General features: G+C 43.2%; 15 protein-coding genes and 5 tRNA genes. All 20 read left to right on the top strand.

Annotation, left to right across the window (positions count from 1 at the left end; all coding sequences use genetic code 11):
* Positions 1-2: 2 nt before the first annotated feature.
* Positions 3-1550 (top strand): SusD/RagB family nutrient-binding outer membrane lipoprotein, encoded by a 1548-nt coding sequence (locus tag KUV50_RS05790; protein ID WP_222579149.1) that lies wholly within the window; start codon positions 3-5, stop codon positions 1548-1550.
* A gap of 1158 nt (positions 1551-2708) precedes the next feature.
* Entirely contained in the window at positions 2709-5879 is a 3171-nt protein-coding gene (locus KUV50_RS05785; RefSeq protein ID WP_222579148.1) for a SusC/RagA family TonB-linked outer membrane protein, read from the top strand.
* Between the two features lie 26 nt (positions 5880-5905).
* Positions 5906-7516: a RagB/SusD family nutrient uptake outer membrane protein gene (locus tag KUV50_RS05780; RefSeq protein ID WP_222579147.1), complete on the top strand. Its 1611-nt coding sequence runs from the start codon at positions 5906-5908 to the stop codon at positions 7514-7516.
* Between the two features lie 30 nt (positions 7517-7546).
* Positions 7547-8356, top strand: a complete 810-nt coding sequence (locus KUV50_RS05775) for a hypothetical protein (protein ID WP_222579146.1) — start codon at positions 7547-7549, stop codon at positions 8354-8356.
* Between the two features lie 850 nt (positions 8357-9206).
* Positions 9207-10112 carry a tyrosine-type recombinase/integrase gene (locus KUV50_RS05770; RefSeq protein ID WP_222579145.1) on the top strand — a complete coding sequence of 302 codons (906 nt, stop codon included), beginning with the start codon at positions 9207-9209 and terminating at the stop codon, positions 10110-10112.
* 20 nt (positions 10113-10132) lie between these two features.
* Entirely contained in the window at positions 10133-10432 is a 300-nt protein-coding gene (hpf, locus tag KUV50_RS05765; protein ID WP_222579144.1) for a ribosome hibernation-promoting factor, HPF/YfiA family, read from the top strand.
* 519 nt (positions 10433-10951) lie between these two features.
* Positions 10952-11025 (top strand) — tRNA-Thr (locus KUV50_RS05760).
* A gap of 269 nt (positions 11026-11294) precedes the next feature.
* A tRNA-Tyr gene (locus KUV50_RS05755) sits at positions 11295-11377 on the top strand.
* 47 nt (positions 11378-11424) lie between these two features.
* Positions 11425-11497 (top strand) — tRNA-Gly (locus KUV50_RS05750).
* 15 nt (positions 11498-11512) lie between these two features.
* Positions 11513-11587, top strand: a tRNA-Thr gene (locus KUV50_RS05745).
* A gap of 54 nt (positions 11588-11641) precedes the next feature.
* Positions 11642-12838 (top strand): elongation factor Tu, encoded by a 1197-nt coding sequence (gene tuf, locus KUV50_RS05740; RefSeq protein ID WP_222579143.1) that lies wholly within the window; start codon positions 11642-11644, stop codon positions 12836-12838.
* A 170-nt stretch (positions 12839-13008) separates the two neighbouring features.
* Positions 13009-13081, top strand: a tRNA-Trp gene (locus tag KUV50_RS05735).
* 46 nt (positions 13082-13127) lie between these two features.
* Positions 13128-13319, top strand: a complete 192-nt coding sequence (secE, locus tag KUV50_RS05730; RefSeq protein WP_222579142.1) for a preprotein translocase subunit SecE — start codon at positions 13128-13130, stop codon at positions 13317-13319.
* Between the two features lie 19 nt (positions 13320-13338).
* Entirely contained in the window at positions 13339-13881 is a 543-nt protein-coding gene (gene nusG, locus KUV50_RS05725; protein ID WP_222579141.1) for a transcription termination/antitermination protein NusG, read from the top strand.
* A 30-nt stretch (positions 13882-13911) separates the two neighbouring features.
* Positions 13912-14355 carry a 50S ribosomal protein L11 gene (rplK, locus tag KUV50_RS05720; RefSeq protein WP_222579140.1) on the top strand — a complete coding sequence of 148 codons (444 nt, stop codon included), beginning with the start codon at positions 13912-13914 and terminating at the stop codon, positions 14353-14355.
* Positions 14356-14446: 91 nt separating this feature from the next.
* Positions 14447-15142 carry a 50S ribosomal protein L1 gene (rplA, locus tag KUV50_RS05715; protein WP_222579139.1) on the top strand — a complete coding sequence of 232 codons (696 nt, stop codon included), beginning with the start codon at positions 14447-14449 and terminating at the stop codon, positions 15140-15142.
* A gap of 18 nt (positions 15143-15160) precedes the next feature.
* Entirely contained in the window at positions 15161-15694 is a 534-nt protein-coding gene (rplJ, locus tag KUV50_RS05710) for a 50S ribosomal protein L10 (protein ID WP_222579138.1), read from the top strand.
* 75 nt (positions 15695-15769) lie between these two features.
* A complete protein-coding gene (rplL, locus tag KUV50_RS05705) occupies positions 15770-16147 on the top strand; it encodes a 50S ribosomal protein L7/L12 (protein WP_222579137.1) in 378 nt (125 codons plus the stop codon).
* A 172-nt stretch (positions 16148-16319) separates the two neighbouring features.
* On the top strand, positions 16320-20138 hold the full coding sequence (gene rpoB, locus KUV50_RS05700) for a DNA-directed RNA polymerase subunit beta (protein ID WP_222579136.1): 3819 nt from the start codon (positions 16320-16322) through the stop codon (positions 20136-20138).
* A 20-nt stretch (positions 20139-20158) separates the two neighbouring features.
* A complete protein-coding gene (gene rpoC / locus KUV50_RS05695) occupies positions 20159-24445 on the top strand; it encodes a DNA-directed RNA polymerase subunit beta' (RefSeq protein WP_222579135.1) in 4287 nt (1428 codons plus the stop codon).
* The last annotated feature ends 191 nt before the right edge of the window (positions 24446-24636 follow it).

The raw sequence follows: 24636 nt of genomic DNA, 5'->3' as shown, positions 1-24636 counted from the left end.
CAATGAAAAAATTATTAATCATACTAAGTGTATTTTTCATCGGATTTGCGTGTGATGTGGATTATGAAAATAGTCCCAATTCCATCACCGTGCCGCCTACTTCGGGTCTATTAAATGGGGCCACAAAAAGAGTCGCGGATGATTTATATGATCAGTGGTTCTCGGGTCGGTTTACGCAGGTCGTGATGCAGTATTGGACACAGACAGCTTATGCTGACGAGGATCGCTACGTCTTTCGGGAGTCCCAGCGGGAAACCTGGGAAGATTTTTATTATAATCTGGAAAGCTATCGAAAGATTATTGCTTTGAATACAGATGAAGAAACCAAAGGTACCATGTTAGCATACGGAGCCAACGAGAATCAAATCGGTGTAGCTCGGATCCTAATGTCCTGGGTGTTTAATATTATGGCAGATACCTGGGGGGATATACCGTATTATTCCTACGGATCGGATAATGCCAATTTCCAGGCACTGGCTGTAGCGGATGCAGACGAAGAAATATTAGCACCAAAATACGCGACGCAGCAAGAAATTTATGCTGATATTTTAAGTGAGCTGCAAAGTGCTGCTCAGATGATGGATGCTTCGAAGAAAGGTATGGAAGGGGATAACATATATCATGGGGATGTGGATGCTTGGAAACGATTTGCAAACTCATTGCGGCTTCGGATAGCGGTGAAAATACAGGATGCCGATCCCGGATTGGCGGAAAGCCACATCAACAGTGCTATATCCGCCGGGGTCATAGCGTCCAATAATGATAATGCTGATTTTGAGTATGAGGCCAATGCACTGAATGGGGCACCGATGTATCGTGCCTATAATGTGGATAAACGAACTGACTTTGCGCTAGGCCATAGTTTTGTCGAACTATTGAAGGGGGATAACCTCGTTCATGGAAGTGAGATAGTAGTGCAAAATCCATTTGAAGGCATAAGTGACCCAAGACTGCCAATTTATGCACAACCAAATTCTGAAGGTACCATTATTGGAATGCCTAGTGTGACTTCTTCGGCAGAATCTCAAGTTATTAGTTGGCGTTCCCTGCCCGGTGATGCAATTATTAATACACCGGATTTTGAGCAACCCATTTTGGAGTACCCTGAAGTTTGTTTTCTCCTGAGTGAGGTTAATAACTGGGACCAGGAATGGTATGAAAAAGGGACACGCGCGTCGATGGAAAACTGGGGAGTAAGTGCAGAGGAAATCGATGCATATATTGCCCAACTACCAGCCGCTTCAGAAGAAACGGTATTGACGCAAAAGTATATTGCACTTTATATGGATCCGCATACCGCATGGGCCGAATATCGACGAACAGGTTATCCGGAATTTATTATTAAGCCCGGAACAACCTACACAGCTCGGGGTGTAAGTGGTGATGTAGAATATACGTTTACTTCATTAATCGACGGGATGACAGATTTACCTAAACGCTTGCAGTATCCTGATTTTGAACGAACGCTGAATGGAAAAAATCGAACCGAAGCAGTGTCTCGCATGAGCAATGGCGACGCCTTGAACTCCCCATTGTGGTGGGACAAATAGTTGGAAAGTTTGTAATAGGATTTAAAAGGGCGGGTTTTCCCGCCCTTTTTTATGTAAGCTGCGCATAAAACACTACTTTGTTAGACGACTTATTTCCTATTCAAGATATTAGAATCCAGAGTCACGCAATGAAATTTCCTTGATAATTTCAAGGTGAACGGCTAAAAGTTTTTTAATATAGTGTCAGTACACCTGGTCGTTTTATAGGATCTGGAATATGTTTCTATCCTTGACTCCTTCCTGCAGAGCTGTCCGCATTAAAAATTGAAAACCGATCAAGAAATTTCGGCAGTGGAGGCCAGGTTGAGAAATATTCCCTATTTTCATTTCTGATTATTTATATAAATTTGTATTTTTTTTATATTTTGGTCTAAATACGGTCAGATATATGCCTTTACCTGTAATTTAGCCCTCGGCCGGTATCATGACGAATGAGGTTTAAAACGACCTAATTGGTTGGTATCACATTATTAAACCAGCATATTTTGTTCAAACAATTGAACCAAAGTCAAATAATTGTTAATTTTTTCCAACACGTATTTTACCAAATTTTCAAAATAGGAGTGTAGGAAATTAAAATATCATTTCACTAGCTGTATTTTATTGACTAAAGTAAAAAATAAGTCGATTTAATTCGATTTTATTTGATCTCATGTCGAATTGGTTTTTTGAAATTCTTAGGGTTTTGCTATCTTTGACCTGCTATTTCTTGACCGCTTCAAGAAGCGTTTTGCGATTGGAATACGTTAAGTGGGTAGTTATTTGACTCTAAGTCCGTTTTAGGCATGACGAATTTGAGTTGAAAAAGTTAATCAGATTAACTTGGCATGAAAAGATTTTTTTTCTGATGCTTCTTTTTGGGTTGCATAGTTCTTCATTCATCGGTCCGGCCTGGATGTACGATTTGTTGGAGGGTACTAAGAGTACGACCAGAAAGATCGCAAAGTCTTATATAAGAACTCGCCATTTTAAATTCTTGATTAATACATAATATATAATGATCGGTAACTCCTGCGTAAAGGAGTTGTTTCTGCAATCCATCTCCTTGGTGAAAGGTTGGATTGCGACAATCGGTTGTGCTTTGGAAACAAATTTTTTAGTTGAAAAACAGTGTTAATACAGCATGTCTAGAAATTCTTATTCACAAAAAATTAAATCATGAAAAGATTATTACTTTTAGTTGCTTTTCTGGGGTTTCTATCCTTTACGGTAGAAGCGCAGAAAACCATCACTGGAACGGTGGAAGATATCGAAGGCGATCCTTTGATTGGCGCGACGGTTCAGGTGGTGGGGCATCCCAGCGTAGGAACGGTCACCGATTTTGACGGCATTTTTGAAATTCAACTGCCTGATGGAGCAAATGAAATCCGAATCTCCTACGTTGGATTTATTGCTGAAACGGTTACCATAGAAGATGGAGAGACCAATGTGACCATTGTTATGAATTCCGACAGCCAGTTGTTGGATGAAGTGGTCGTAGTGGCTTATGGAACTTCCACCAAGGGATCGTTTACCGGTTCTGTAGGGGAAGTGGATAGAGATTTACTCGAAAAACGACAGGTGTCTAATATCTCCAATGCACTGACAGGTGCAGTGGCCGGTGTGCAGGTACAAAACAGCAATGGCCAACCTGGAACTTCAGCCAAAATAAAGGTCCGTGGTATTGGATCCATTAATGCCGGATCCGATCCCCTCTATGTGGTAGATGGAATCCCTTATGACGGCGACCTGGCTTCCATCAACAGTTCAGACATCGAATCCATGGTGGTATTGAAAGATGCTGCATCGACGGCATTGTATGGTTCTCGTGGAGCCAACGGTATTATTATGATTACTACAAAAAAAGGTTCTTCCGGAGAAGCAAAAATTCGGTTTGATATCAAAGGTGGTGTCAACTCGCGGGCAGTTCGCAACTACGACGTATTGACCAGCCCACAGAATTATTCCGAGTTAGCTTACCGCGCCATTTATAATGCTGGTATCTACAACCTGGGATATGATCCGTATCAGGCCAATGCTTATGCGAATCAAAAATTGGTGACCAACACCGAAGGGGGCCATGGGTATCAGATTTATACGGTACCTCAAAATGAGGTATTGATCGGAACCAACGGTAAATTGAACCCCAACGCTACGCTGGGGTATAGTGATGGAACGTATTATTTCACGCCTGATAGCTGGGCTGATGAAACCTTTCAGAATAATCCGCGCCAGGATTATAACTTGTCTGTATCTGGCGGAACTGACAAACAAAATTACTATCTGTCCTTTAACTATATGGACGATCAGGGGGTCATTCCAGGTTCTGGATTTAAGCGTTTTTCCGGTCGATTCAACGGAGAGCAGAAAGTAAAAGACTGGTTGAAAGTGGGCGCCAATGTGAACTACAATCAGATCGACAGTGATTATCCCGGCGAACAGGTGACGACCAATTCCAGTGCGAATGCGTTTTTCGTATCCAATTACATCGCACCCGTGTATCCCATCTATGTACGTGATGCAGAGACTCAGGCGATTTTGCGAAATCAAGGAAGAAAAATATATGATTATGGAGATGGTAAAAGTACTCCATTCTCCCGGTCCTTTATGCAAATTGCTAATCCAGCCGGTGATCTGACTTTTGATAAGACAGATTATCTGAAAGATATTGTGAACAGCAGTTTCTTTGCGGAACTCAACCCGATCCAAGGACTTCGTGTAACGGCAAAGTATGGGATGAATGTAGGGAATACTCAGTACAAGAACCTGGGGAATGCTTACATGGGGCAATCCGCGAGTTACGGAGGAACGGCATATCAAGACCAAACTCGTATCTGGGGTATTGATCAGCAATATATTGCCTTTTATGAATTCAACATCAATCGTCGCCATCAGTTTGATGTGACTGCAGGATATGATGGGTATTCATATACAGAAGAAAATGTATTTGCATCCGGGCAAAATCTATACAACCCCGAGATTAACTATGTGGATAACGCCATTGATAATCTTCGTGGTGGCGGGGAAAAAGATTTCTACACTACCAAGGGGATTTTGGGACGGTTAAATTATGGATTGGACGACACATACTTTGCGAATATCGCTTATCGCCGGGACGCATCTTCGCGTTTTTCACCGGAGAACCGATGGGGTAATTTCTGGTCCGCCAGTGCCGCATGGATATTGACCAACGAGTCCTTCCTGGCTGGAAATTCGACGATTAATATGTTGAAACTCAAAGCCTCTTATGGAGAACAGGGAAATGATGACATCGGAAACTATTATGCCTGGTTGGATCAATATCAGGTTACCGGGGCAGAAGGTGTGTTTTCTGATGGAACACTGATCTACAAAGGAAATCCGGATCTGACCTGGGAAACCTCGACCTCATATAATATAGGATTGGACTTTGGTTTATTCCGGCACGCATTGACGGGGTCGATAGAGTATTTTGGCCGAAAGTCAGTGGATATGCTGTATAACAAACCAGTGGCAGGAAGTCTGGGGTATACCTCTATTCCATTGAATGTGGGTTCGATGACCAACTCCGGGCTTGAAGTTGACTTGGGATGGAACATTATTAGTTCCGATAATATTCGCTGGAGTCTGAGTGCAAATGCCACAGCGATCAAAAATAAAATCAATGAGCTCCACAAGGATTTGGATGGAGAGTTGATCGATGGTACTCGTATTTATTCAGAAGGCGAATCCATGTATAGAATGTATTTGGTAGATTATGCAGGCGTAGATCCGGAGACCGGAATGGCGCAATACTGGGCTCAGGATGAAAATGAAGGAATGATCAAAACGAGTGATTATGCAGTAGCACAATCGTATAAAGTAGCTACAGATGACCTGCTTCCTAAGGTGTACGGTGGATTTGGAACCAACCTGGAAGCGTATGGTTTTGATGCTTCAGTTCTGTTCTCTTATCAGTTGGGAGGTCAGATATACGACTCAGGATACCGGAGATTAATGCACAGTGGATCATCTAGTTTTGCCGGTAATAACTGGCACAAGGATATTTACAATGCCTGGACACCGGATAATCCAAATTCAGATATCCCTCGGTTAAATGCCAACGACAGGTACGCCAACTCCACGTCAACTCGTTTTCTTGTTAGCTCAGATTATCTGAGTCTGAATAACGTGACGGTAGGGTACACCTTGCCATCTCGTGTGATGGATGCAATGAAAATCGAGAAATTACGACTTTATTTCGCAGCAGATAATCTTGCGTTGTTGGCAAGCCGTACAGGTCTTGATCCACGACAGAGCTATACTTCTGCCACGACAGCAAGATACACTCCGATACGTACGATTTCCGGAGGAATTAACCTGACGTTTTAATCATTTACCAAAAATTAAAAATAAGGATGATGTATAAAAGATATTATATAATTTTAATAGTAGCCGTCTTCTTTGGAATGATGAGCTGCGAAGACTTGAATACGCTGCCGGTGGGGGACACCGTGACTTCTGATCAGAAGGAAGAGGTGGCCGAAAATGATCCGGCCAAAGCCGAAGCAGGTGTGAACGCCATTTTTGCTCAATTTAGCGCCTATGCCCCCAATGAAGATGCACTGGGGTCGGTCCGACATAACGACTTTGGTTACCCAGCGGTAATGATGTTCATGGATCAAAACGGAGTCGATGTTGTATCGGAAGATAATGGCTACAATTGGTTCGGAAACAATCTGGATTACAGCGACAGGGAATATACCTCGAACGAAGGTCAGATCCTATGGAACAACATGTATTCCATCATTAATAGCACGAACAATGTCATCGGCGCTTTTCCTGCTGATATTGAAGATCCGACTGGTCAGTTTTTTCTAGGCCAGGGACTTGCAGCCCGGGCTTTCAGCTACTTGGTGCTGGTGCAGCTGTATCAGTTTAACTATGTAGGGAATGAATCCAAACCAGCCGTGCCTATCATTACGAATGAGAACTCGAATGAAGCGGCCTTGAATGGCGCGCCCCGATCTACTGTTCAAGAAGTATATGATTTTATAAATTCAGATCTCACAACAGCAATTTCGTTGTTGCAGTCTGCTGAAGAAGGTGGAGTAACCAGAAACGATAAGCGGTACATTAGTCTCGCTGTAGCCTATGGTCTTCGAGCGCGAATGCACCTGGCTATGCAGAAATGGAATGAAGCTGCAGCGGATGCTACTGATGCCATCAATGCATCCAGTGCTGTCCCGGCACAAATCTCCGATGTAAATCATCCGACATTTTGGTCATCTACCCAATCGGACTGGATGTGGGGTATTATTATTCAGGAAACGGACCGGGTAGTGACTTCCGGAATTGTAAACTGGTATTCGCACATGGGGTCTTTTAACGGAAACGGTTATTCTACGGTTTCTGAAGGGAAGCAAATTAATAAAGCTTTGTTTGAATCTATTGCCGATACAGATGTTCGGAAAGGTTGGTGGTTGGATGAAAACAAGACCTCAGCGAATCTAAATGAAGAACAGGCCGATTTTATTGCTGGTCTTGGATACGTACCATACACACAGGTTAAGTTTGGCCCTTACAATGACAAGGTGGCAACTTCTACCAATGCGAATGACATTCCGCTGATGCGTATCGAAGAAATGTACCTGATCAAAGCGGAAGCAGAAGCGATGAGCGGAGGCGATGGCAAAGGTACACTTGAGAATTTCATAAAAACTTATCGCGATACCAGCTATGTGGTTTCTGCGAGTACGCCACAAGAAGTACAAGAAGAAGTATTCCGTCAACGACGCATAGAACTGTGGGGCGAAGGTTTGAACTGGTTTGACATCATGCGCCTCAATAAAGATGTAGATCGACGTGGAGGTGGATTCCCCAATGCGACGATGGTATTTAATATTGACGCAGGATCTGATCTGTTGTTGTGGAGAATCCCGGAAGCGGAGATTCAGGCTAACCCCGCGTTGAGTGAATCTGATAATAATCCATCTGCCCCAACACCGGATCCCGTACCAGACGAATAATGTTTATCCTTTAACTATAAAAAACAAAATATGATGTACAATAAAATAATTATAGCAGTTTTTGCCCTTTTTATCGGATTGACATTTTCATGTGAAGACGAATATGTAGATACGGTTGAGCCCAGTCCTGTAGTGGGAGCTGATGTTCCCGGTTTGGCTTTTTCCAATGAAAATACAACCAGTTTTGAATTGGATCCAGCTCAAAATCCATCCATCACTTTGACGGTAACCCGGAACAATGCCAGCGGCAGTGTTGATGCACCCGTTGTGGTGGTGGAAAACACGGAAAATAGTTTCGAAGTTCCATCGACGGTTTCATTTGCCAGTGGTGCGGATACGGCCACATTGGTGATCCCTGTGAAGGAAGGAGCACCCACGGCTACACCACTTACATTAAAATTGAAGTTCGAGGAAGCCTATGTAAATCCGTATACTGAGAATTATCCCGTGTATGTCGGAGAGCTCACGCTGATCAAGTGGGACAAGTATGCCGACGGAACCTACAACAGTGCGTTTTTTGAAACTTCCTGGGATCAGGAATTGCTTCGGCAGGAGGGGTCGAATATTTACAGACTCAAGGATGTTTTTGCACCAGGTGTCCATTATGAGTTTGAATGGGAGGAAGGGGCAGTAGAAGTTACGCCCTTGCCTGGAGTTCAACTTTCAGGATACGATCATGCGACCTATGGTCCGGTCACGACGACTACGAGTGCGAATCCTGAAGCCACAAATTATGATGCTGAGACCAGTACGTTTTCTTTCTTACGTAAATGGACGGTATCTGCCGGGTCTTTTGGTGAACTTGTAGATACGTATGTCATCACGGAATTGGCTGAGTAGTACGACGAAAAAATTTTAGGAAATTTATTAAAAGGGATGCTCGAGCGAGCATCCCTTTTTTTATCAAATTGGTTCGAACCCACTAGTTATTACACGATGAACATATATGATACCTATTGAATTCTTAATTGCCGAATATATTCCGAAATATTCTTCGATTCTCTTCGTAAAAAATACGCGGTGTAACTTCATTTGTACCTCCGTTTTTTACTCAACAATCTTTGACATATTTACAAAATCTTATACGGCATTATCGAATACAAATGGTATAATGCGTGCGGAGTCTTTAGCCCGCTATATTCACCACGTCATTCATACATTATCCTCGGGACAGCGCCCCACAGCCTAGGCGGGGACAGGTCGATTCCCATATCCTACCCACCCAAAATGAGAACATTTTGGTTCCTTCACGATTGACCACATTCGATCTCTCCCTTGGCGAGATTTTATCTGTACCTGTCCAACAGCCATTAAAAAAATAATCAACGCCAGGTAGGTAAATCAAAAGCCACGAATTTTGCGAGTTAGCTCCAAGTGTTGTGCAAAGTGGTCATCCTATGGATTTCTGTAACCGGTAATATTTAAAAATATTTTAATTTCTGAGATATAACAATTATATTTAGGAACATCAGTTTAAAGGTGTATGTGTGCTTTTACTGGGTGGGGTGGGACTTCTGAGTTTTTGGATGAAAATTTTAGAAACTTATGTTACGTCGTTAAAGAAGTCGAAGTCTCGTCAGAGTCGCTTGTAGAGAATGACCAAGATGTCGTCTGGTAATTACCGGAGAGTCTGATCAGGTTCTCCAGGGTGAGCACACAGCGTGAATTTTGTTGACCAATACAAATATTGATGACAGCAGAGTGGAAGATAGATGAGTTTGTCAGTTACTTACGGTTTGAAAAACGTTATTCGCTACATACATTGACGGCTTACCAGTGTGACCTGAAACAGTTTAAGGATTACATGCTTGATCAATATCAATTGCTTTGCAGTACAGAAGTGAAGTTGATGCACGTGCGGAGTTGGGTGTACGATATGACCGAACGGAAGCTTAAAAAGCAATCCATCAACCGAAAATTATCCACACTGCGTTCCTATTTTCAATTTTTAAAACGAGAAGGCCATGTTGAAACCAATCCGGTTGCCCAGATTCAGCCCATGAAGACCGGTAAACAATTGCCTGAGGTAATTCCGGAAGCGGTTATCAAAATGTATCTGCAGGGGGGAGGGCAAGACCATTGGAAAGATATCCGTGACCGTATTCTTATTGCGATATTGTATGAGACTGGGATGCGAAGAGCAGAATTGATGAACCTGGAATGGAAAGATATTGACCTGAGATCCGGGTACATTGTAATCATGGGGAAACGGCAAAAACAACGTCAGATACCTGTTCGGCCCGAGTTACTTCAATCCTTGAAACAATACCGGATGAGTACCATGGACGAATTTAATCGGTTGCCTTATCCGGTGATGGTAACGGATCAGGGTGAAAAGGTCTATGCCAAATGGATCTATAATAAGGTAAAATCAATTTTGGGCGGATGGTCTAGTAGTCAGCGACTTAGTCCTCACTTATTGCGTCATTCCATCGCCACACACCTGCTGAATGCCGGGGCTGACATCCAGGTTATTCGGGAGTTTTTAGGACATAGTACCCTTGCAGCAACAGAAATATATACACACAACAGCATTGAAAAACTAAAGAAGACATATCAAAATGCACTTCCGGATCTTGATGCTGTGATTGATTAATTCATAAAACCACATTGAATATGAAAATTAGAGTAGAATCAGTACATTTCACCGCAGATGCGGAATTAATTGAGTTTATTGAAAAGAAATTATCCAAACTGGAACAGTTTTATGACCAGATTTTGGATGTCAGTGTATTCTTGAAATTAGAGAATTCCGGTCAGGTACGAGATAAAATCTTCGAAGCACGGGTACATGTCCCGGGAGATACTTTATTTGTAAAAGAAGTCGATAAGACATTTGAATCGGCTACAGACAGTGCTGCGGATACTCTGAAGCGACAAATCATCAAGCACAAGGAAATGCAGCGGTCGTACTGACCAAGTCAATACATCACTGAAGCCTCGGAGAAATCATCCGGGGCTTTTTTGTAAATGGAGGTGTGTTTTTCGCTGTGATCTGTATGTTTGTGGATGAAACCTGCATAAGGAAGCATTCGTACGACGCCTTCGTTCGATCTGTTTTTATCATCCCCATCGTTGCACTGCGTCAATAAAAAAGCCGGTTGGCGTAAACCGATTTTGGCCGAAACGAAGAGGATTAAATGACATGTTGAATGGTGTCAATCCATCATTCAAAAAAAATAAAGAAATTCTGTTTTGATAATAAAAAATATTACACTATCTTTGCCATCGCTTTAAGAGAAAGCAGTACAATTTGAAATAATTTTTTAATATATCTATCGCTAACACCTTACTCTCTTGGTGGAATCAGTGTTTTAAATAGCCTGGTGTAAAGAAGAAGGAAAAGGAAGATTGATGTGTTATGATTGAGTCAATGGCTATTAAGATGGTTTTTTTGAATATTCTTGCAAAGAATAATAGTAAAAACTAATACAAGCCAGCATAGCTCAGTTGGCCAGAGCAGCTGATTTGTAATCAGCGGGTCGGGGGTTCGAATCCCTCTGCTGGCTCAGAAGCCTTTGCTGATGGTTTTGTTGAAAGACCGTTCGGGAGGTTACTCTGAATAATCAACCAATATACACAGATCTTTTTTTACTTTTCTTTTATCAGCTACTCTGAGTTTGTATATTGAGTTTAGGCATAAATTGAGATGTATATCCTGATTAAAGCATTCATCGGGTATGACACGAAGTCAGTACCAACCTTTTTAGATGAAATGTTATTTGGCCTGTAGTGGGTGTTTTGTCAGGGTGGTTCATGAAGTAAAGATGGACAAAATGGGGGTGCGCCGGAGTTGGAGAGCCGGGCCAGACTGTAAATCTGGTGACTACGTCTGAATAGGTTCGATTCCTATCACCCCCACACATATACATTGGATGGTAAAGAATAAGATTAAGATATTAATTTAAGCGGGAGTAGCTCAGTTGGTAGAGCATCAGCCTTCCAAGCTGAGGGTCGCGGGTTCGAATCTCGTCTCCCGCTCAATCGATATTTTATGCCAATGTAGCTCAGGGGTAGAGCACTTCCATGGTAAGGAAGGGGTCGGGGGTTCAATTCCCTTCATTGGCTCCATGTTAGCGTAGATGGTAACATCAATTAATTGTTGATAAATAAAAATCACATGTAATGGCAAAGGAAACTTTTGAACGGAGTAAGCCGCACTTAAACATCGGAACCATTGGTCACGTGGATCATGGTAAGACAACGCTCACAGCAGCGATCACTTATGTATTATCAAATGATGGATTTGCATCAAAAATGGATTATGATTCCATTGATGCAGCTCCGGAAGAGAAAGAACGGGGAATTACTATTAATACCTCGCATGTAGAGTACGAAACTGAGAATCGTCACTATGCCCATGTGGATTGTCCTGGTCACGCTGACTACGTCAAAAACATGGTAACGGGAGCTGCTCAGATGGATGGTGCTATCCTTGTAGTTGCGGCTACAGATGGTCCTATGCCTCAGACGCGTGAGCACATCTTGTTGGCGCGCCAGGTTGGTGTTCCTCAGATTGTCGTATTCATGAACAAAGTAGATCTGGTAGATGATCCTGAGATGCTTGAATTGGTTGAAATGGAAGTTCGCGAACTTTTGGATCAATATGAATTTGACGGAGACAACATTAGTGTTGTTCAGGGTTCTGCATTGAAAGCCCTGGAGGGTGATGATGATGCAGCAGCTGCAATCAAAGAATTGATGGCTGCAGTAGATTCAGACATTCCTGAGCCTGAGCGTTTGGTAGATCTTCCATTCCTGATGCCTGTAGAGGATGTATTCTCTATCACAGGACGTGGAACAGTAGCTACTGGTCGAATCGAGCGTGGTGTAATCAATGTTGGAGATCCGGTTGAGATTATTGGTATGATGGCGGAAGGCGAGAAGCCAAAGACTTCTACCATTACCGGAGTAGAGATGTTCCGTAAGATATTGGATCGAGGTGAAGCTGGTGATAACGCTGGTTTGTTGCTTCGAGGAATTAATAAAGAAGATATTGAACGAGGTCAGGTGATCTGTAAGCCCGGATCAGTGACACCTCACAAGCATTTCAAATGCGAGGTGTACGTTCTGAGCAAAGAAGAAGGTGGAAGACACAAGCCTTTCTTTAATGGATACCGTCCACAGTTCTATTTCCGAACAACGGATGTCACGGGTGATATTTCTTTGCCGGATGGCGTGGAAATGGTGATGCCTGGTGATAACGTAACACTGGAAGTCAAACTGATCAATACGATTGCTATGGAGAAAGGATTGCGATTTGCAATTCGAGAAGGCGGACGAACGATCGGTGCCGGACAGGTAACGGAAATCATAGAGTAAAACCAAAGAGGAGTACTTAGAACAGAGTACTTGGATTTTGGGTCAAAAAATTAGTATCAGACGCGATTAGTAATTAATCGCGTCTATACTTGATAGAGCGAAGAGGTAGAGCAGAATGGGGCAGGGTGTCAGTGACCTGAAATAGAGTACGAAAGACTAGGAACTAACAAAGGAGAGTGGCTCAATTGGTAGAGCAGCGGTCTCCAAAACCGCAGGTTGCAGGTTCGAGTCCTGTCTCTCCTGCTTTTATACAGATTAGGGGATTTTTGGCTGAGATTAAAGAGGAACAATGAGTAAAATTACAGACAGCTTCCGGGAGAGTTACTATGAACTCACACATAAAGTAACCTGGCCTTCTTGGCAAGAACTCATCAGTAGTACAATTCTAGTGTTGGTTGCCAGCATTATTTTTGCGCTTCTTGTTTTTGTTATGGATACCTTCTCCAAACAAGTTCTGGACTTGATTTACAGTCTTGCATAGATAAAATTATCAGATCCAAATGGAAGAAACGAAATGGTATTCTCTACGTGTAATAAGCGGAAAAGAAAAGAAACTTAAAGAACGCATTGAACTTGATCTGCAACGATCAGGGTGGACGGATATCGTGACCCAAATCGTGGTGCCTACCGAAAAAGTGTACAAAATCCGTGGAGGAAAAAAAGTCATTACTGAACGCAATATACTTCCAGGGTATTTGTTGGTAGAGGCTGATCCGGAGCGATTTAGTGGTGAAATCATACAATCTATAGCTTCGGTAAACAATGTAATCAACTTCCTGGGAGGTACCAATCCGATACCGATGCGACAGGCTGAGGCCAATCGAATGCTCGGCAAGGTGGATGAGTCCAATATTTCTGAAGAAGTAATGATCGAACCCTTCCTGGAGGGGGAGACCGTTCGAATCGTCGATGGACCATTCAATGACTTCGTAGGTGATGTGATTGAGGTCAACGAAGAAAAGAGAAAATTAAAGGTTATTGTTAAGATTTTTGGCCGGGGCACTGAAGTTGAACTGAATTTTGTTCAGGTTGAAAAGCAATAGGTCAAGAATAACAAAAGAAAATAGATACAAATGGCAAAGGAAGTAGATACTTATGTAAAATTACAGGTTCGAGGAGGGCAAGCTAATCCCGCTCCACCGGTCGGACCTGCACTAGGTGCTAAAGGTGTAAACATCATGGAGTTCTGTAAACGGTTCAATGCCGAGACTCAGGATAGGATGGGACAGGTACTGCCTGTCGTATTGACGGTGTTCAAAGACAAGTCATTTACCTTTATCATAAAAACACCGCCGGCTTCGGTACAGTTGCTCGAAGCGAGTAAAGCAAAAAAAGGTTCCGCAGAATCCAATCTGAATAAAGTAGGATCTGTTACCTGGGATCAGGTCAAGACCATTGCGGAAGTAAAAATGCCAGATCTTAATGCGTTCACCATAGAAGCAGCGATGAAGATGGTGGCAGGGACGGCACGAAGTATGGGAATCACCGTAAAAGGGACACCACCCTGGGAGAACTGATTTTAAACTTCTGAGGACCAGAAGTTTTTGTATTCGATTATGAACACAGAGGGAGCTTGTTGCTAAGCGCATAACCTCATAAATTATAATAATGGCAAAGTTAACTAAGAAAAGAAAAGCGGTTCTGGAAAAAATAGACAAAGAAAAAGTCTACCCTATTCCAGATGCGATGGCTCTTGTAAAAGAAGTAAATACAGCAAAATTTGATGCCTCCGTCGATATGCATATTCGACTTGGAGTAGACCCCCGGAAAGCGGATCAAGCCATACGAGGAACTGTTGTGTTACCCAACGGAACAGGTAAATCAAAAACTGTCCTGGTACTGTGCAATCCTGATAAAGAGGCTGAAGCACTTGAAGCCGGTGCAGACTATGTAGGGTTGGATGAATATGTCCAGAAAATCAAAGATGGATGGACAGATGTTGATGTGATTATTGCGACACCTGACGTCATGGCGAAAGTCGGGCAGATTGGTCGGATTCTGGGCCCCAGAGGTCTTATGCCGAACCCTAAATCCGGAACAGTGACCCCCAATGTGACGAGCGCTATTGAAGAAGTCAAAAAGGGTAAAATTGCTTTTCGAGTGGATAAATTTGGAATAATTCATACCTCGATAGGCAGGGTTTCTTTTACAGCTGAGAAGTTGGCTGAAAATGCCCGAGAACTCTTGACGACCTTATTCAGGATGAAACCAGCTTCTGCGAAAGGTTCTTACTTTCGATCTGTTACGGTGGCTTCTACGATGAGCCCCGGCGTAAAAGTGGATCCCAAAGCAGTAGTAAATTAATCTTAAAAAAAGACACCGATGACCAGAGCAGAGAAAACACAACTGATCGAAGACCTTGCTGTTCAGCTTAAAGAGTCTGAATACTTTTATATAACCGATTCCTCAGCGCTTTCCGTAGAAAATGTGAACAAACTACGGCGGCAATTTTTTGAGAATGGGATTCAAATGAAAGTGGTAAAGAACACCCTGATGCGAAAAGCACTGGAATCTTTACCTGAAGAGAAAAATATTGGCGGATTGTACGATTCGCTGAAAGGCCCGACGAGTATACTATTTACAGAAGTAGCAAATGCACCGGCCAAAATACTGAAAGAATTTCGTAAAACGCACGAAAAACCTGTACTGAAAGCAGCCTACATTGATACGGATGTTTTCATCGGGGACGATCAAATAGGGCCCTTGTCCGAACTGAAATCCAAAGAAGACTTGTTAGGCGATGTAATCGGATTGCTGCAGTCTCCTGCGAAGAATGTGCTTTCTGCACTTCAATCTGGATCTCAGACCTTGGCTGGTCTTGTTAAAGCCCTTGAAGAACGAGGTGCTGATAATTAATACTATTTATTCAAAATTGGCTTCCAAGCTTAAACGCTCTCAATATATATTTGAGCAAAATTAAAAAAAATCAAAATGGCGGAATTAAAAGAATTAGCAGAACAATTAGTAAATCTGACTGTTAAAGATGTCAGTGAATTAGCAGATATACTCAAAGAAGAGTATGGAATCGAACCAGCAGCAGCTGCTGTAGCTGTAGCCGGACCTGCCGGAGGCGGTGATGGTGGCGCTGAAGAAGAACAAACTGAATTTGATGTTGTATTGAAATCAGCTGGTTCAGCAAAATTGGCTGTAGTAAAAGAGGTTAAAAACCAATTGGGTATCGGATTGAAAGATGCCAAAGAAATGGTTGACGGAGCTCCTGCAACATTGAAGGAAGCTATATCAAAGGACGAAGCAGAAAGTCTGAAAGCAGCTCTTGAAGGTGCAGGTGCAGAAGTAGAATTGAAGTAATTTTAAAATCTTCAGCTATAAATATAATACGTAGAAGGTTATATATGAAATAATGTTTTTAAAAGACTTAACCACCCCGGGTGGGTTAAGTCTTTTTTGCGTATTCTGAATCTAGAAATCCCGGTGTTGTAACGACAACATAATAATTTTACCACCAAAAATATAGTGTCCAATGGCTTCCAATGGTAATCAAGTAACAGCGTCCGAACGAGTGAACTTTGGGAAAATTAATCTAATGACTGAGTACCCCGATTTACTCGAAATACAACTTCAGTCATTTCAAGAATTTTTTCAACTGGAAACTACGCCCGAAAACAGAGGAAATGAGGGCTTATTTCGGGTCTTCCAAGAAAATTTTCCAATCACCGATGCCCGAAATATTTTTGTCCTCGAATTTTTGGACTACTATATAGATCCTCCGAGATACTCCATCGAGGAATGCATGCAGCGTGGATTAACCTATAGTGTTCCTTTGAAAGCAAAATTGCGCTTATCATGTAATGATGAAGAGCATATTGATTTTGAAACCATCGTGCAGGATGTATTCCTAGGGAATATCCCTTATATGACACCGAAAGGTACTTTTGTGGTAAATGGAGCTGAGCGAGTGATTGTATCACAGCTGCATCGTTCGCCAGGTGTCTTCTTTAGCCAGTCTTTTCACCCGAACGGAACAAAAATATATTCTGCTAGAATTATTCCATTCAAAGGAGCCTGGATGGAGTTTGCTACTGATATCAATTCTGTAATGTATGCGTACATTGACCGGAAGAAAAAATTCCCGGTCACTACGCTTTTACGCGCTATTGGTTTTGATTCGGATAAAAAAATATTGAATCTGTTTAATCTGGCCGAAGAGGTCAATGCAGATGAAGACCGATTACACAATTCGATTGGCCGAAAATTAGCGGCTCGTGTACTAAAATCATGGACAGAAGATTTTGTCGATGAGGATACAGGGGAAGTAGTCACGATCGAACGAAATGAAATTATTCTCGAACGCGATGTCGTATTGGAGGAAGAGCACATTGAGGCTATTCTCGAGTCAGAAGTCGAAGTGGTCATGTTCCAGCGGGAGGATATCGATGAAGATTATAGCATTATCTTCAATACCCTCCAAAAAGACCCGACCAGTTCCGAAATGGAAGCTGTGACCTACATCTACAGACAACTGCGTGGTACCGATCCACCAGATGAAGAAACTGCTCGCGGGATTATTGAGAAAATGTTCTTTTCGGATAAAAGATACAATCTGGGTGAAGTCGGCCGGTATAAGATCAATCGAAAGCTGAACCTTGATATCTCGATGGAAACCCTGGTGTTGTCCGAAGAAGATATGATTGAGATCGTGAAATATCTGGTTAGTCTGGTCAATCAAAAAGCCGAACTCGATGATATTGATCACCTAAGTAATCGACGGGTTCGGACCGTAGGGGAGCAGTTGTATGGTCAGTTTGGCGTCGGGTTGGCACGTATGGCCAGAACCATACGGGAGCGAATGAACGTACGAGATAATGAAGTATTTACGCCGGTGGATCTGATTAATGCGCGAACGCTGTCCTCCGTGATTAATTCATTTTTCGGAACATCCCAACTCTCACAGTTCCTTGATCAGACCAATCCGCTCTCAGAGATTACACACAAACGCCGGATATCAGCACTAGGGCCAGGAGGATTGTCCAGAGAGCGTGCCGGTTTCGAGGTTCGGGATGTGCATTATTCACACTATGGTCGTCTGTGTACCATCGAGACGCCGGAAGGTCCGAATATTGGTTTGATATCTACGCTTTGCGTTCATGCCAAGGTGAATAAAATGGGCTTCCTGGAAACCCCATACCGACCTGTGGAGGAAGGCAAGGTGGTGATGGAAGGTGATGCTAAGTTTTTAAGTGCTGAAGGAGAAGATTATAAAATTATTGCACAGGCAAACTCCATCATCAATGATCAGGGTGAATTTCTCAATGATCGGATCCGATGTCGGGAGCATGGTGATTTTCCCGTATTGGCTCCGGACGAGATTGAGTTTATTGATGTTGCTCCGAATCAGATTGTAGGTGTTTCTGCATCGATGATTCCATTCTTGGAGAATGATGATGCGAACCGGGCTTTGATGGGATCGAACATGCAGCGTCAGGCATTGCCATTGCTTCGGCCATCTGCACCAATTGTAGGAACCGGGCTGGAAGGTAAAGTAGCGCGTGACTCACGAATGATGATTAATGCTGAAGGAGATGGTGTGGTCGAATCAGTCGATGCTAATGAAATTGTAATCCGATATGATGCCTCCGAAGAAGATCAGTTGGTTACTTTTGAAAACAATGTGAAGACGTATAGCTTGCTGAAGTTTTTACGAACCAACCAGGGATCGTGTGTAAACCTCAGACCCATCGTTCACAAAGGGCAAAAGGTCAAGAAAGGACAAATACTTTGTGATGGATACGCCACAGAAAAAGGAGAATTGGCTTTGGGGCAGAATCTTAAAGTGGCGTTCATGCCGTGGAAAGGCTACAACTTTGAGGATGCTATCGTCATATCTGAACGTGTCGTTCGCGATGACATATTTACTTCCATCCACATTCAGAGCCATGAATTGGATGTCCGAGAAACGAAATTGGGCGAGGAAGAATTGACTAATGATATCCCCAATGTCAGCGAGGAAGCAACAAAAGACCTTGATGAAAACGGAATCATCCGGGTTGGTGCCTGGATCAAGGAAGGAAATATTCTGATCGGTAAAATAACACCGAAAGGAGAAACCGATCCGACACCGGAAGAAAAATTGCTCCGTGCCATCTTTGGTGATAAAGCAGGTGACGTAAAAGATGCCTCATTGAAAGCCGGACCTTCTACAGAAGGGATTGTTATTCAAAAGCAATTATTTGCCCGCGAGAAAAAAGATCAAACCAAAAAAGCGGAGGAGAAAGAGAAGTTAAAAGAGCTGGAAGAAAACCACGCTGTAGTACTCAATGAACTCAAGACGCTGTTGATCGATAAACTTCGAACCGTGTTGAATGATGAGAAATCAGCCGGTGTGCGGACCGTGTACAATGAAGAGGTCGTCAAACCCGGTACAAAGTTTTCTAAAAGTCTGTTGAAAAATATCGATTACTCCATTATTGATTACAGCCAGTGGACCGATGATGAAGAAACGAATAAATTGATTGCGCGCATGTTGCACAATTATTCCATCAAAGTCAATGAGGAGGTAGGTCGATATAAAAGAGAGAAATTTAATATTAGCATTGGAGATGAGTTACCGGCTGGTGTGCTCAAACTTGCAAAAGTTTACATTGCCCAGAAGCGAAAGCTCAAAGTAGGTGATAAGCTGGCTGGACGTCATGGAAACAAAGGGATCGTAGCCAAGATCGTCCGGGAGGAAGACATGCCATTCCTGGAGGATGGAACACCCGTAGACATCGTGCTCAATCCGCTTGGTGTGCCTTCGCGGATGAACCTGGGCCAGATATTTGAAACCGTACTGGGTTGGGCTGGAGAAAAACTCAACCTCAAATTTGCAACACCCATTTTTGACGGAGCAACGGTGGAAGAAATTGATGAATATGTCGATAAAGCCGGGTTACCAAAACTGGGTCAAGCCTACTTATACGACGGCGGAACAGGAGATCGTTTCCACCAGAGGGCTACAGTAGGTGTGATTTATATGCTGAAATTATCACACATGGTCGATGATAAAATGCATGCTCGTTCGATCGGACCTTACTCATTGATTACGCAGCAGCCCCTCGGTGGTAAAGCACAGTTTGGTGGTCAGCGATTTGGTGAGATGGAAGTGTGGGCATTGGAGGCTTTTGGTGCTTCGAACATCCTTCAAGAACTGCTCACGGTCAAATCGGATGACATCCAGGGACGAACCAAAACATATGAATCCATCGTGAAAGGGGATACCCTTCCCGTACCAAATATTCCGGAATCATTCAATGTCCTGGTTCACGAGCTTCGTGGCCTCGCGTTGGATATTAAATTTGATTAACCAATAAATAATTGAATGTCATGGCATTTATAAATAATAAGGATACCAAACCCAACTCAAATCTCAATAGCATAACCATATGCCTGACTTCTCCGGATGACATTTTGGAACGTTCATTTGGTGAAGTGCTCAAGCCGGAAACCATCAACTACCGAACTTATAAACCAGAGCGTGATGGTTTATTTTGTGAGCGGATATTTGGACCGGTAAAGGATTATGAATGTTACTGTGGAAAGTACAAACGGATCCGATATAAAGGAATTGTTTGTGATCGCTGTGGAGTCGAGGTGACAGAGAAAAAAGTTCGAAGAGAGCGTATGGGGCACATCAAATTGGTGGTTCCCGTGGTCCACATTTGGTTTTTCCGTTCTTTACCCAACAAAATCGGATACCTCCTTGGTTTTTCTTCAAAAAACCTGGAAACGATCATTTACTATGAACGGTACGTGGTTATTCAAGCCGGAATAAAAGAAGAAGATGGGGTCAGCAATAAAGACCTTCTGACCGAAGAAGAGTATTTTGAGATACTGGATACACTGCCTAAAGATAATCAGGCGTTGGATGATGAAGATCCCAATAAGTTTATCGCAAAAATGGGTGCCGAAGCCGTTAAGGATTTATTGGCACGATTGGAGCTGGATGAATTGTCTTATGCCTTGCGCCACCAGGCAGCTACAGAGACTTCTCAACAAAGAAAGTCTGAGGCCCTGAAGCGTCTCCGTGTGGTCGAAGCATTCCGGGATGCAGCTACCCGGGTAGAAAATCAACCAGAATGGACCATTATCCAATACCTGCCGGTTATCCCGCCAGAGTTGAGACCATTGGTTCCATTGGATGGAGGCCGTTTTGCTTCGTCGGATATGAATGATTTATATCGACGGGTAATTATCCGGAACAATCGATTGAAGCGATTGCTGGAAATCAAAGCACCGGAAGTGATTTTACGGAACGAAAAGCGGATGCTTCAGGAAGCTGTTGATTCGCTCTTTGACAACTCCCGGAAATCCAATGCGGTGAAAGCGGAAGGCGGTCGACCTTTGAAATCTTTAAGTGATGTACTAAAAGGAAAACAAGGCCGGTTCCGTCAAAACCTATTGGGTAAGCGGGTGGATTATTCCGGTCGATCGGTCATCGTTGTCGGTCCTGATCTTCGATTGCATGAATGTGGAATTCCGAAAGGGATGGCTGCAGAGCTTTTCAAACCATTCGTTATTCGAAAATTAATCGAACGCGGGATCGTAAAAACCGTGAAGTCCGCTAAAAAAATGGTGGACAAAAAACAACCCGTGATATGGGAAATACTGGAAAATATCCTAAAAGGACACCCTGTATTACTTAACCGGGCACCAACACTGCACAGATTGTCTATTCAGGCTTTCCAACCAAAGCTGGTCGAAGGGAAGGCCATTCAGTTACACCCCCTGGTCTGTGGTGCATTTAACGCGGATTTTGATGGTGACCAAATGGCGGTTCATGTTCCGTTGAGTCAGGCGGCTATATTGGAAGCTCAGGTACTAATGTTGTCTGCACACAACATGCTGAACCCGCAGGATGGATCACCCATTACCCTGCCTTCCCAGGATATGGTTTTGGGATTGTATTACATGAGTAAAGAACTTAGTCCAAACACAGATTTTTCAGAAATTAAAGGCGCAGGACGTACATTTTATTCATTTGATGAGGTACGGATTGCATTCAACGAAGAACAGGCTAACCTTCATGCACCCATTAAACTACTGACTAAAGTAGCGGGCGAAAATGGAGAACTAAAGAACGACATTATTGATACCACGATAGGCCGGGCATTGTTCAATGATTCAGTGCCGGAGTCTGTTCCGTATATTAATGTGTTGTTGACCAAAAAGAATTTGAAGAAAGTGATTTCCAATGTCATTGAAATTACGGACTTCGCGACGACAGCCCGATTCCTGGATAAAGTTAAGGATCTAGGATTCTATTGGTCTTTCCGTGGTGGATTGTCATTTAACCTGGGCGACCTGATCACACCCTCCAAAAAAGAAGCGACGCTTAATGAAGCCCAGAATGAAGTGGATGAGGTCTGGGAAAACTACAACATGGGGCTGATTACCAACAATGAGCGTTACAACCAGATCATCGATAAATGGACGTATGCGGATAACGTGATCACGGACAACCTGATGAATGAGTTGTCTACACACAGAAACGGTTTCAACTCGGTGTATATGATGCTCCATAGTGGGGCTCGGGGATCCAAACAGCAGATTAAGCAGCTTTGCGGAATGCGAGGATTGATGGCCAAGCCGCGAAAATCTGGTGATACAGGTGGGGCCATTATTGAAAACCCTATTCTGTCCAACTTTTTGGGTGGTTTGACGGTGCAGGAATACTTTATTTCTACGCACGGTGCTCGGAAAGGTTTGGCCGATACGGCTTTGAAAACAGCGGATGCGGGGTACCTGACCAGACGATTGGTCGATGTATCTCAGGATGTGGTCATCTATGAAGAGGATTGCGATACGCTTCGCGGGATTGAAATGACAGCCCTTATAGAAAACGATAAGATCGTTCAGCCGCTTTCTGTACGTATTCGGGGCCGATATACCCTATACGAAATCAATCATCCGGAAACGGACGAGGTTATTTTGGAGGCGGATGAATACATTTCCGAGCCAATAGCCCGACAGATTGAAGCAGCTGGTATCGAAGAAGTAACCATACGATCGGTGTTGACCTGTGAATCACAGCGTGGTGTTTGTAAAAAATGCTATGGTAAAAACCTCGCTAGTGGTCGGGTCGCTGAAATCGGTGATGCGGTGGGGATCATTGCTGCGCAATCAATCGGTGAGCCCGGAACACAGCTGACGCTTCGTACCTTCCACGTGGGTGGTATTGCTTCAGTCAGTCAATCCGAATCTCAGTTGGTGTCCAAGTACAATGGTATCGTCAAATTTGATAGTGTCCGTACCGTCGAAGTTGACAGCAACGAAGGAGGTAAAAAAGGAATTATTCTTTCCCGAACCGGTGAAATGCAAATCCGGGATAAAGAGACGAACAGACTTCTTTCCACCGCCCACTTGCCATACGGCGCCGATATATTTATCGAAGAAGATCAGGAGGTGAATAAGGGTGATCTGATCTGTCAGTGGGATCCATTTAATGCCGTCATTATTTCGGAATTTTCCGGCGAGTTGGTGTTCCAATCCATCGAAGAAGGCGTAACCTATCGAGTGGAACGCGATGAACAAACTGGATTTGAAGAAAAGGTGATCATTGAATCCAAAAAACGTAAAAAGATTCCTACAGTTAAGGTCGTGGATTCCGAAGGGAACGAATTAAAGACCTATAACTTACCCGTAGGTGCTTACATTTCGGTTCAGGAAGGAGAAAAAATCGAAAAAGGAAAAGTCGTTGCCAAGATACCACGGCAGTTGAGTAAAGTATCGGATATTACCGGTGGTCTTCCCAGGGTTACCGAACTCTTTGAAGCACGGAATCCATCCAATCCGGCAGTGACCTCCGAAATTGACGGGGTCGTGTCCTTTGGAAAGATCAAGCGTGGTAACCGTGAGGTGATGGTCGAAGCAAAAGATGGGCAGAAACGCAAATACTTGATCGGACTGTCCAAGCACATTTTAGTGCAGGAAGGAGATTTTGTCCGGGCAGGAACGCAGTTGTCCGATGGTGCCACTTCCCCCGGAGACATATTGAATATTTCCGGTCCATTTGCTGTTCAGAATTATATTCTGAATGGTATTCAGGAAGTGTATCGTTCGCAGGGAATCGATATCAACAACAAGCACATTGAGGTCATTATCAGACAGATGATGCGTCGTGTGTTGATCATGGATCCGGGTGATACTACTTTCCTCGAAGGCGAACCGGTCGACAAATTGAGTTTCTTAAAAGAAAACGATGACATTTTTGATAAGAAGATCGTGACGGATCCCGGTGATTCGAACAAGCTCAAAGCGGGTCAGACGGTTACTTTACGTCAATTGCGCGAGGAAAATTCTATGCTCAAACGAAATGACAATAAAGTAGTGGAGTATCGGGATGCAGTAGCTGCCACCTCCAAACCTATTTTGGAAGGAATCACCCGTTCATCGTTGGGAACTTCATCTTGGATATCAGCGGCTTCGTTCCAGGAAACAACCAAAGTATTGAGTACTGCAGCAATCGGAGCCAACAGAGATGAGCTGAATGGTCTCAAGGAGAACGTCATTGTCGGTAAGCGAATTCCTGCCGGTACGGGCGTCAAACAGTTTCAGGATGTAATCGTGAAACATGTAGAGCCATCTGAAAAAGAAGTTGCTGAAGTTGAGTAATTGCTTAGGTGCTTCAATGAGAGATTAGTGGGATTTTCATTCCCTTAAAATACAAAACCCGGTTCTGGCAACATGAACCGGGTTTTTTATTTTGGGTTAATACGTCTTCTGATTAAGCGTTGATCAACTCTTCCTTCTGTCAGGCGTCAAGAAGCAAGACATGCCTCGCAATAACTCTTGGCATCGGAGTT

The sequence above is a fragment of the Membranihabitans marinus genome, from assembly GCF_019802045.1.
In the GTDB taxonomy this organism is placed as follows: Bacteria; Bacteroidota; Bacteroidia; order Chitinophagales; family Saprospiraceae; genus Membranihabitans; species Membranihabitans marinus_A.
This window is presented reverse-complemented; position numbering and strand designations above follow the sequence as displayed.

What these genes read in the sequence shown, in the direction of transcription:
- rplA (WP_222579139.1), top strand. Translation starts at nt 14,447, where the DNA reads ATGGCAAAGTTAACTAAGAAAAGAAAAGCGGTTCTGGAAAAAATAGAC.
- rplK (WP_222579140.1), top strand. Translation starts at nt 13,912, where the DNA reads ATGGCAAAGGAAGTAGATACTTATGTAAAATTACAGGTTCGAGGAGGG.
- rpoB (WP_222579136.1), top strand. Translation starts at nt 16,320, where the DNA reads ATGGCTTCCAATGGTAATCAAGTAACAGCGTCCGAACGAGTGAACTTT.
- secE (WP_222579142.1), top strand. Translation starts at nt 13,128, where the DNA reads ATGAGTAAAATTACAGACAGCTTCCGGGAGAGTTACTATGAACTCACA.
- KUV50_RS05785 (WP_222579148.1), top strand. Translation starts at nt 2,709, where the DNA reads ATGAAAAGATTATTACTTTTAGTTGCTTTTCTGGGGTTTCTATCCTTT.
- tuf (WP_222579143.1), top strand. Translation starts at nt 11,642, where the DNA reads ATGGCAAAGGAAACTTTTGAACGGAGTAAGCCGCACTTAAACATCGGA.
- KUV50_RS05775 (WP_222579146.1), top strand. Translation starts at nt 7,547, where the DNA reads ATGATGTACAATAAAATAATTATAGCAGTTTTTGCCCTTTTTATCGGA.
- rpoC (WP_222579135.1), top strand. Translation starts at nt 20,159, where the DNA reads ATGGCATTTATAAATAATAAGGATACCAAACCCAACTCAAATCTCAAT.
- KUV50_RS05770 (WP_222579145.1), top strand. Translation starts at nt 9,207, where the DNA reads ATGACAGCAGAGTGGAAGATAGATGAGTTTGTCAGTTACTTACGGTTT.
- nusG (WP_222579141.1), top strand. Translation starts at nt 13,339, where the DNA reads ATGGAAGAAACGAAATGGTATTCTCTACGTGTAATAAGCGGAAAAGAA.
- rplJ (WP_222579138.1), top strand. Translation starts at nt 15,161, where the DNA reads ATGACCAGAGCAGAGAAAACACAACTGATCGAAGACCTTGCTGTTCAG.
- hpf (WP_222579144.1), top strand. Translation starts at nt 10,133, where the DNA reads ATGAAAATTAGAGTAGAATCAGTACATTTCACCGCAGATGCGGAATTA.
- KUV50_RS05780 (WP_222579147.1), top strand. Translation starts at nt 5,906, where the DNA reads ATGATGTATAAAAGATATTATATAATTTTAATAGTAGCCGTCTTCTTT.
- KUV50_RS05790 (WP_222579149.1), top strand. Translation starts at nt 3, where the DNA reads ATGAAAAAATTATTAATCATACTAAGTGTATTTTTCATCGGATTTGCG.
- rplL (WP_222579137.1), top strand. Translation starts at nt 15,770, where the DNA reads ATGGCGGAATTAAAAGAATTAGCAGAACAATTAGTAAATCTGACTGTT.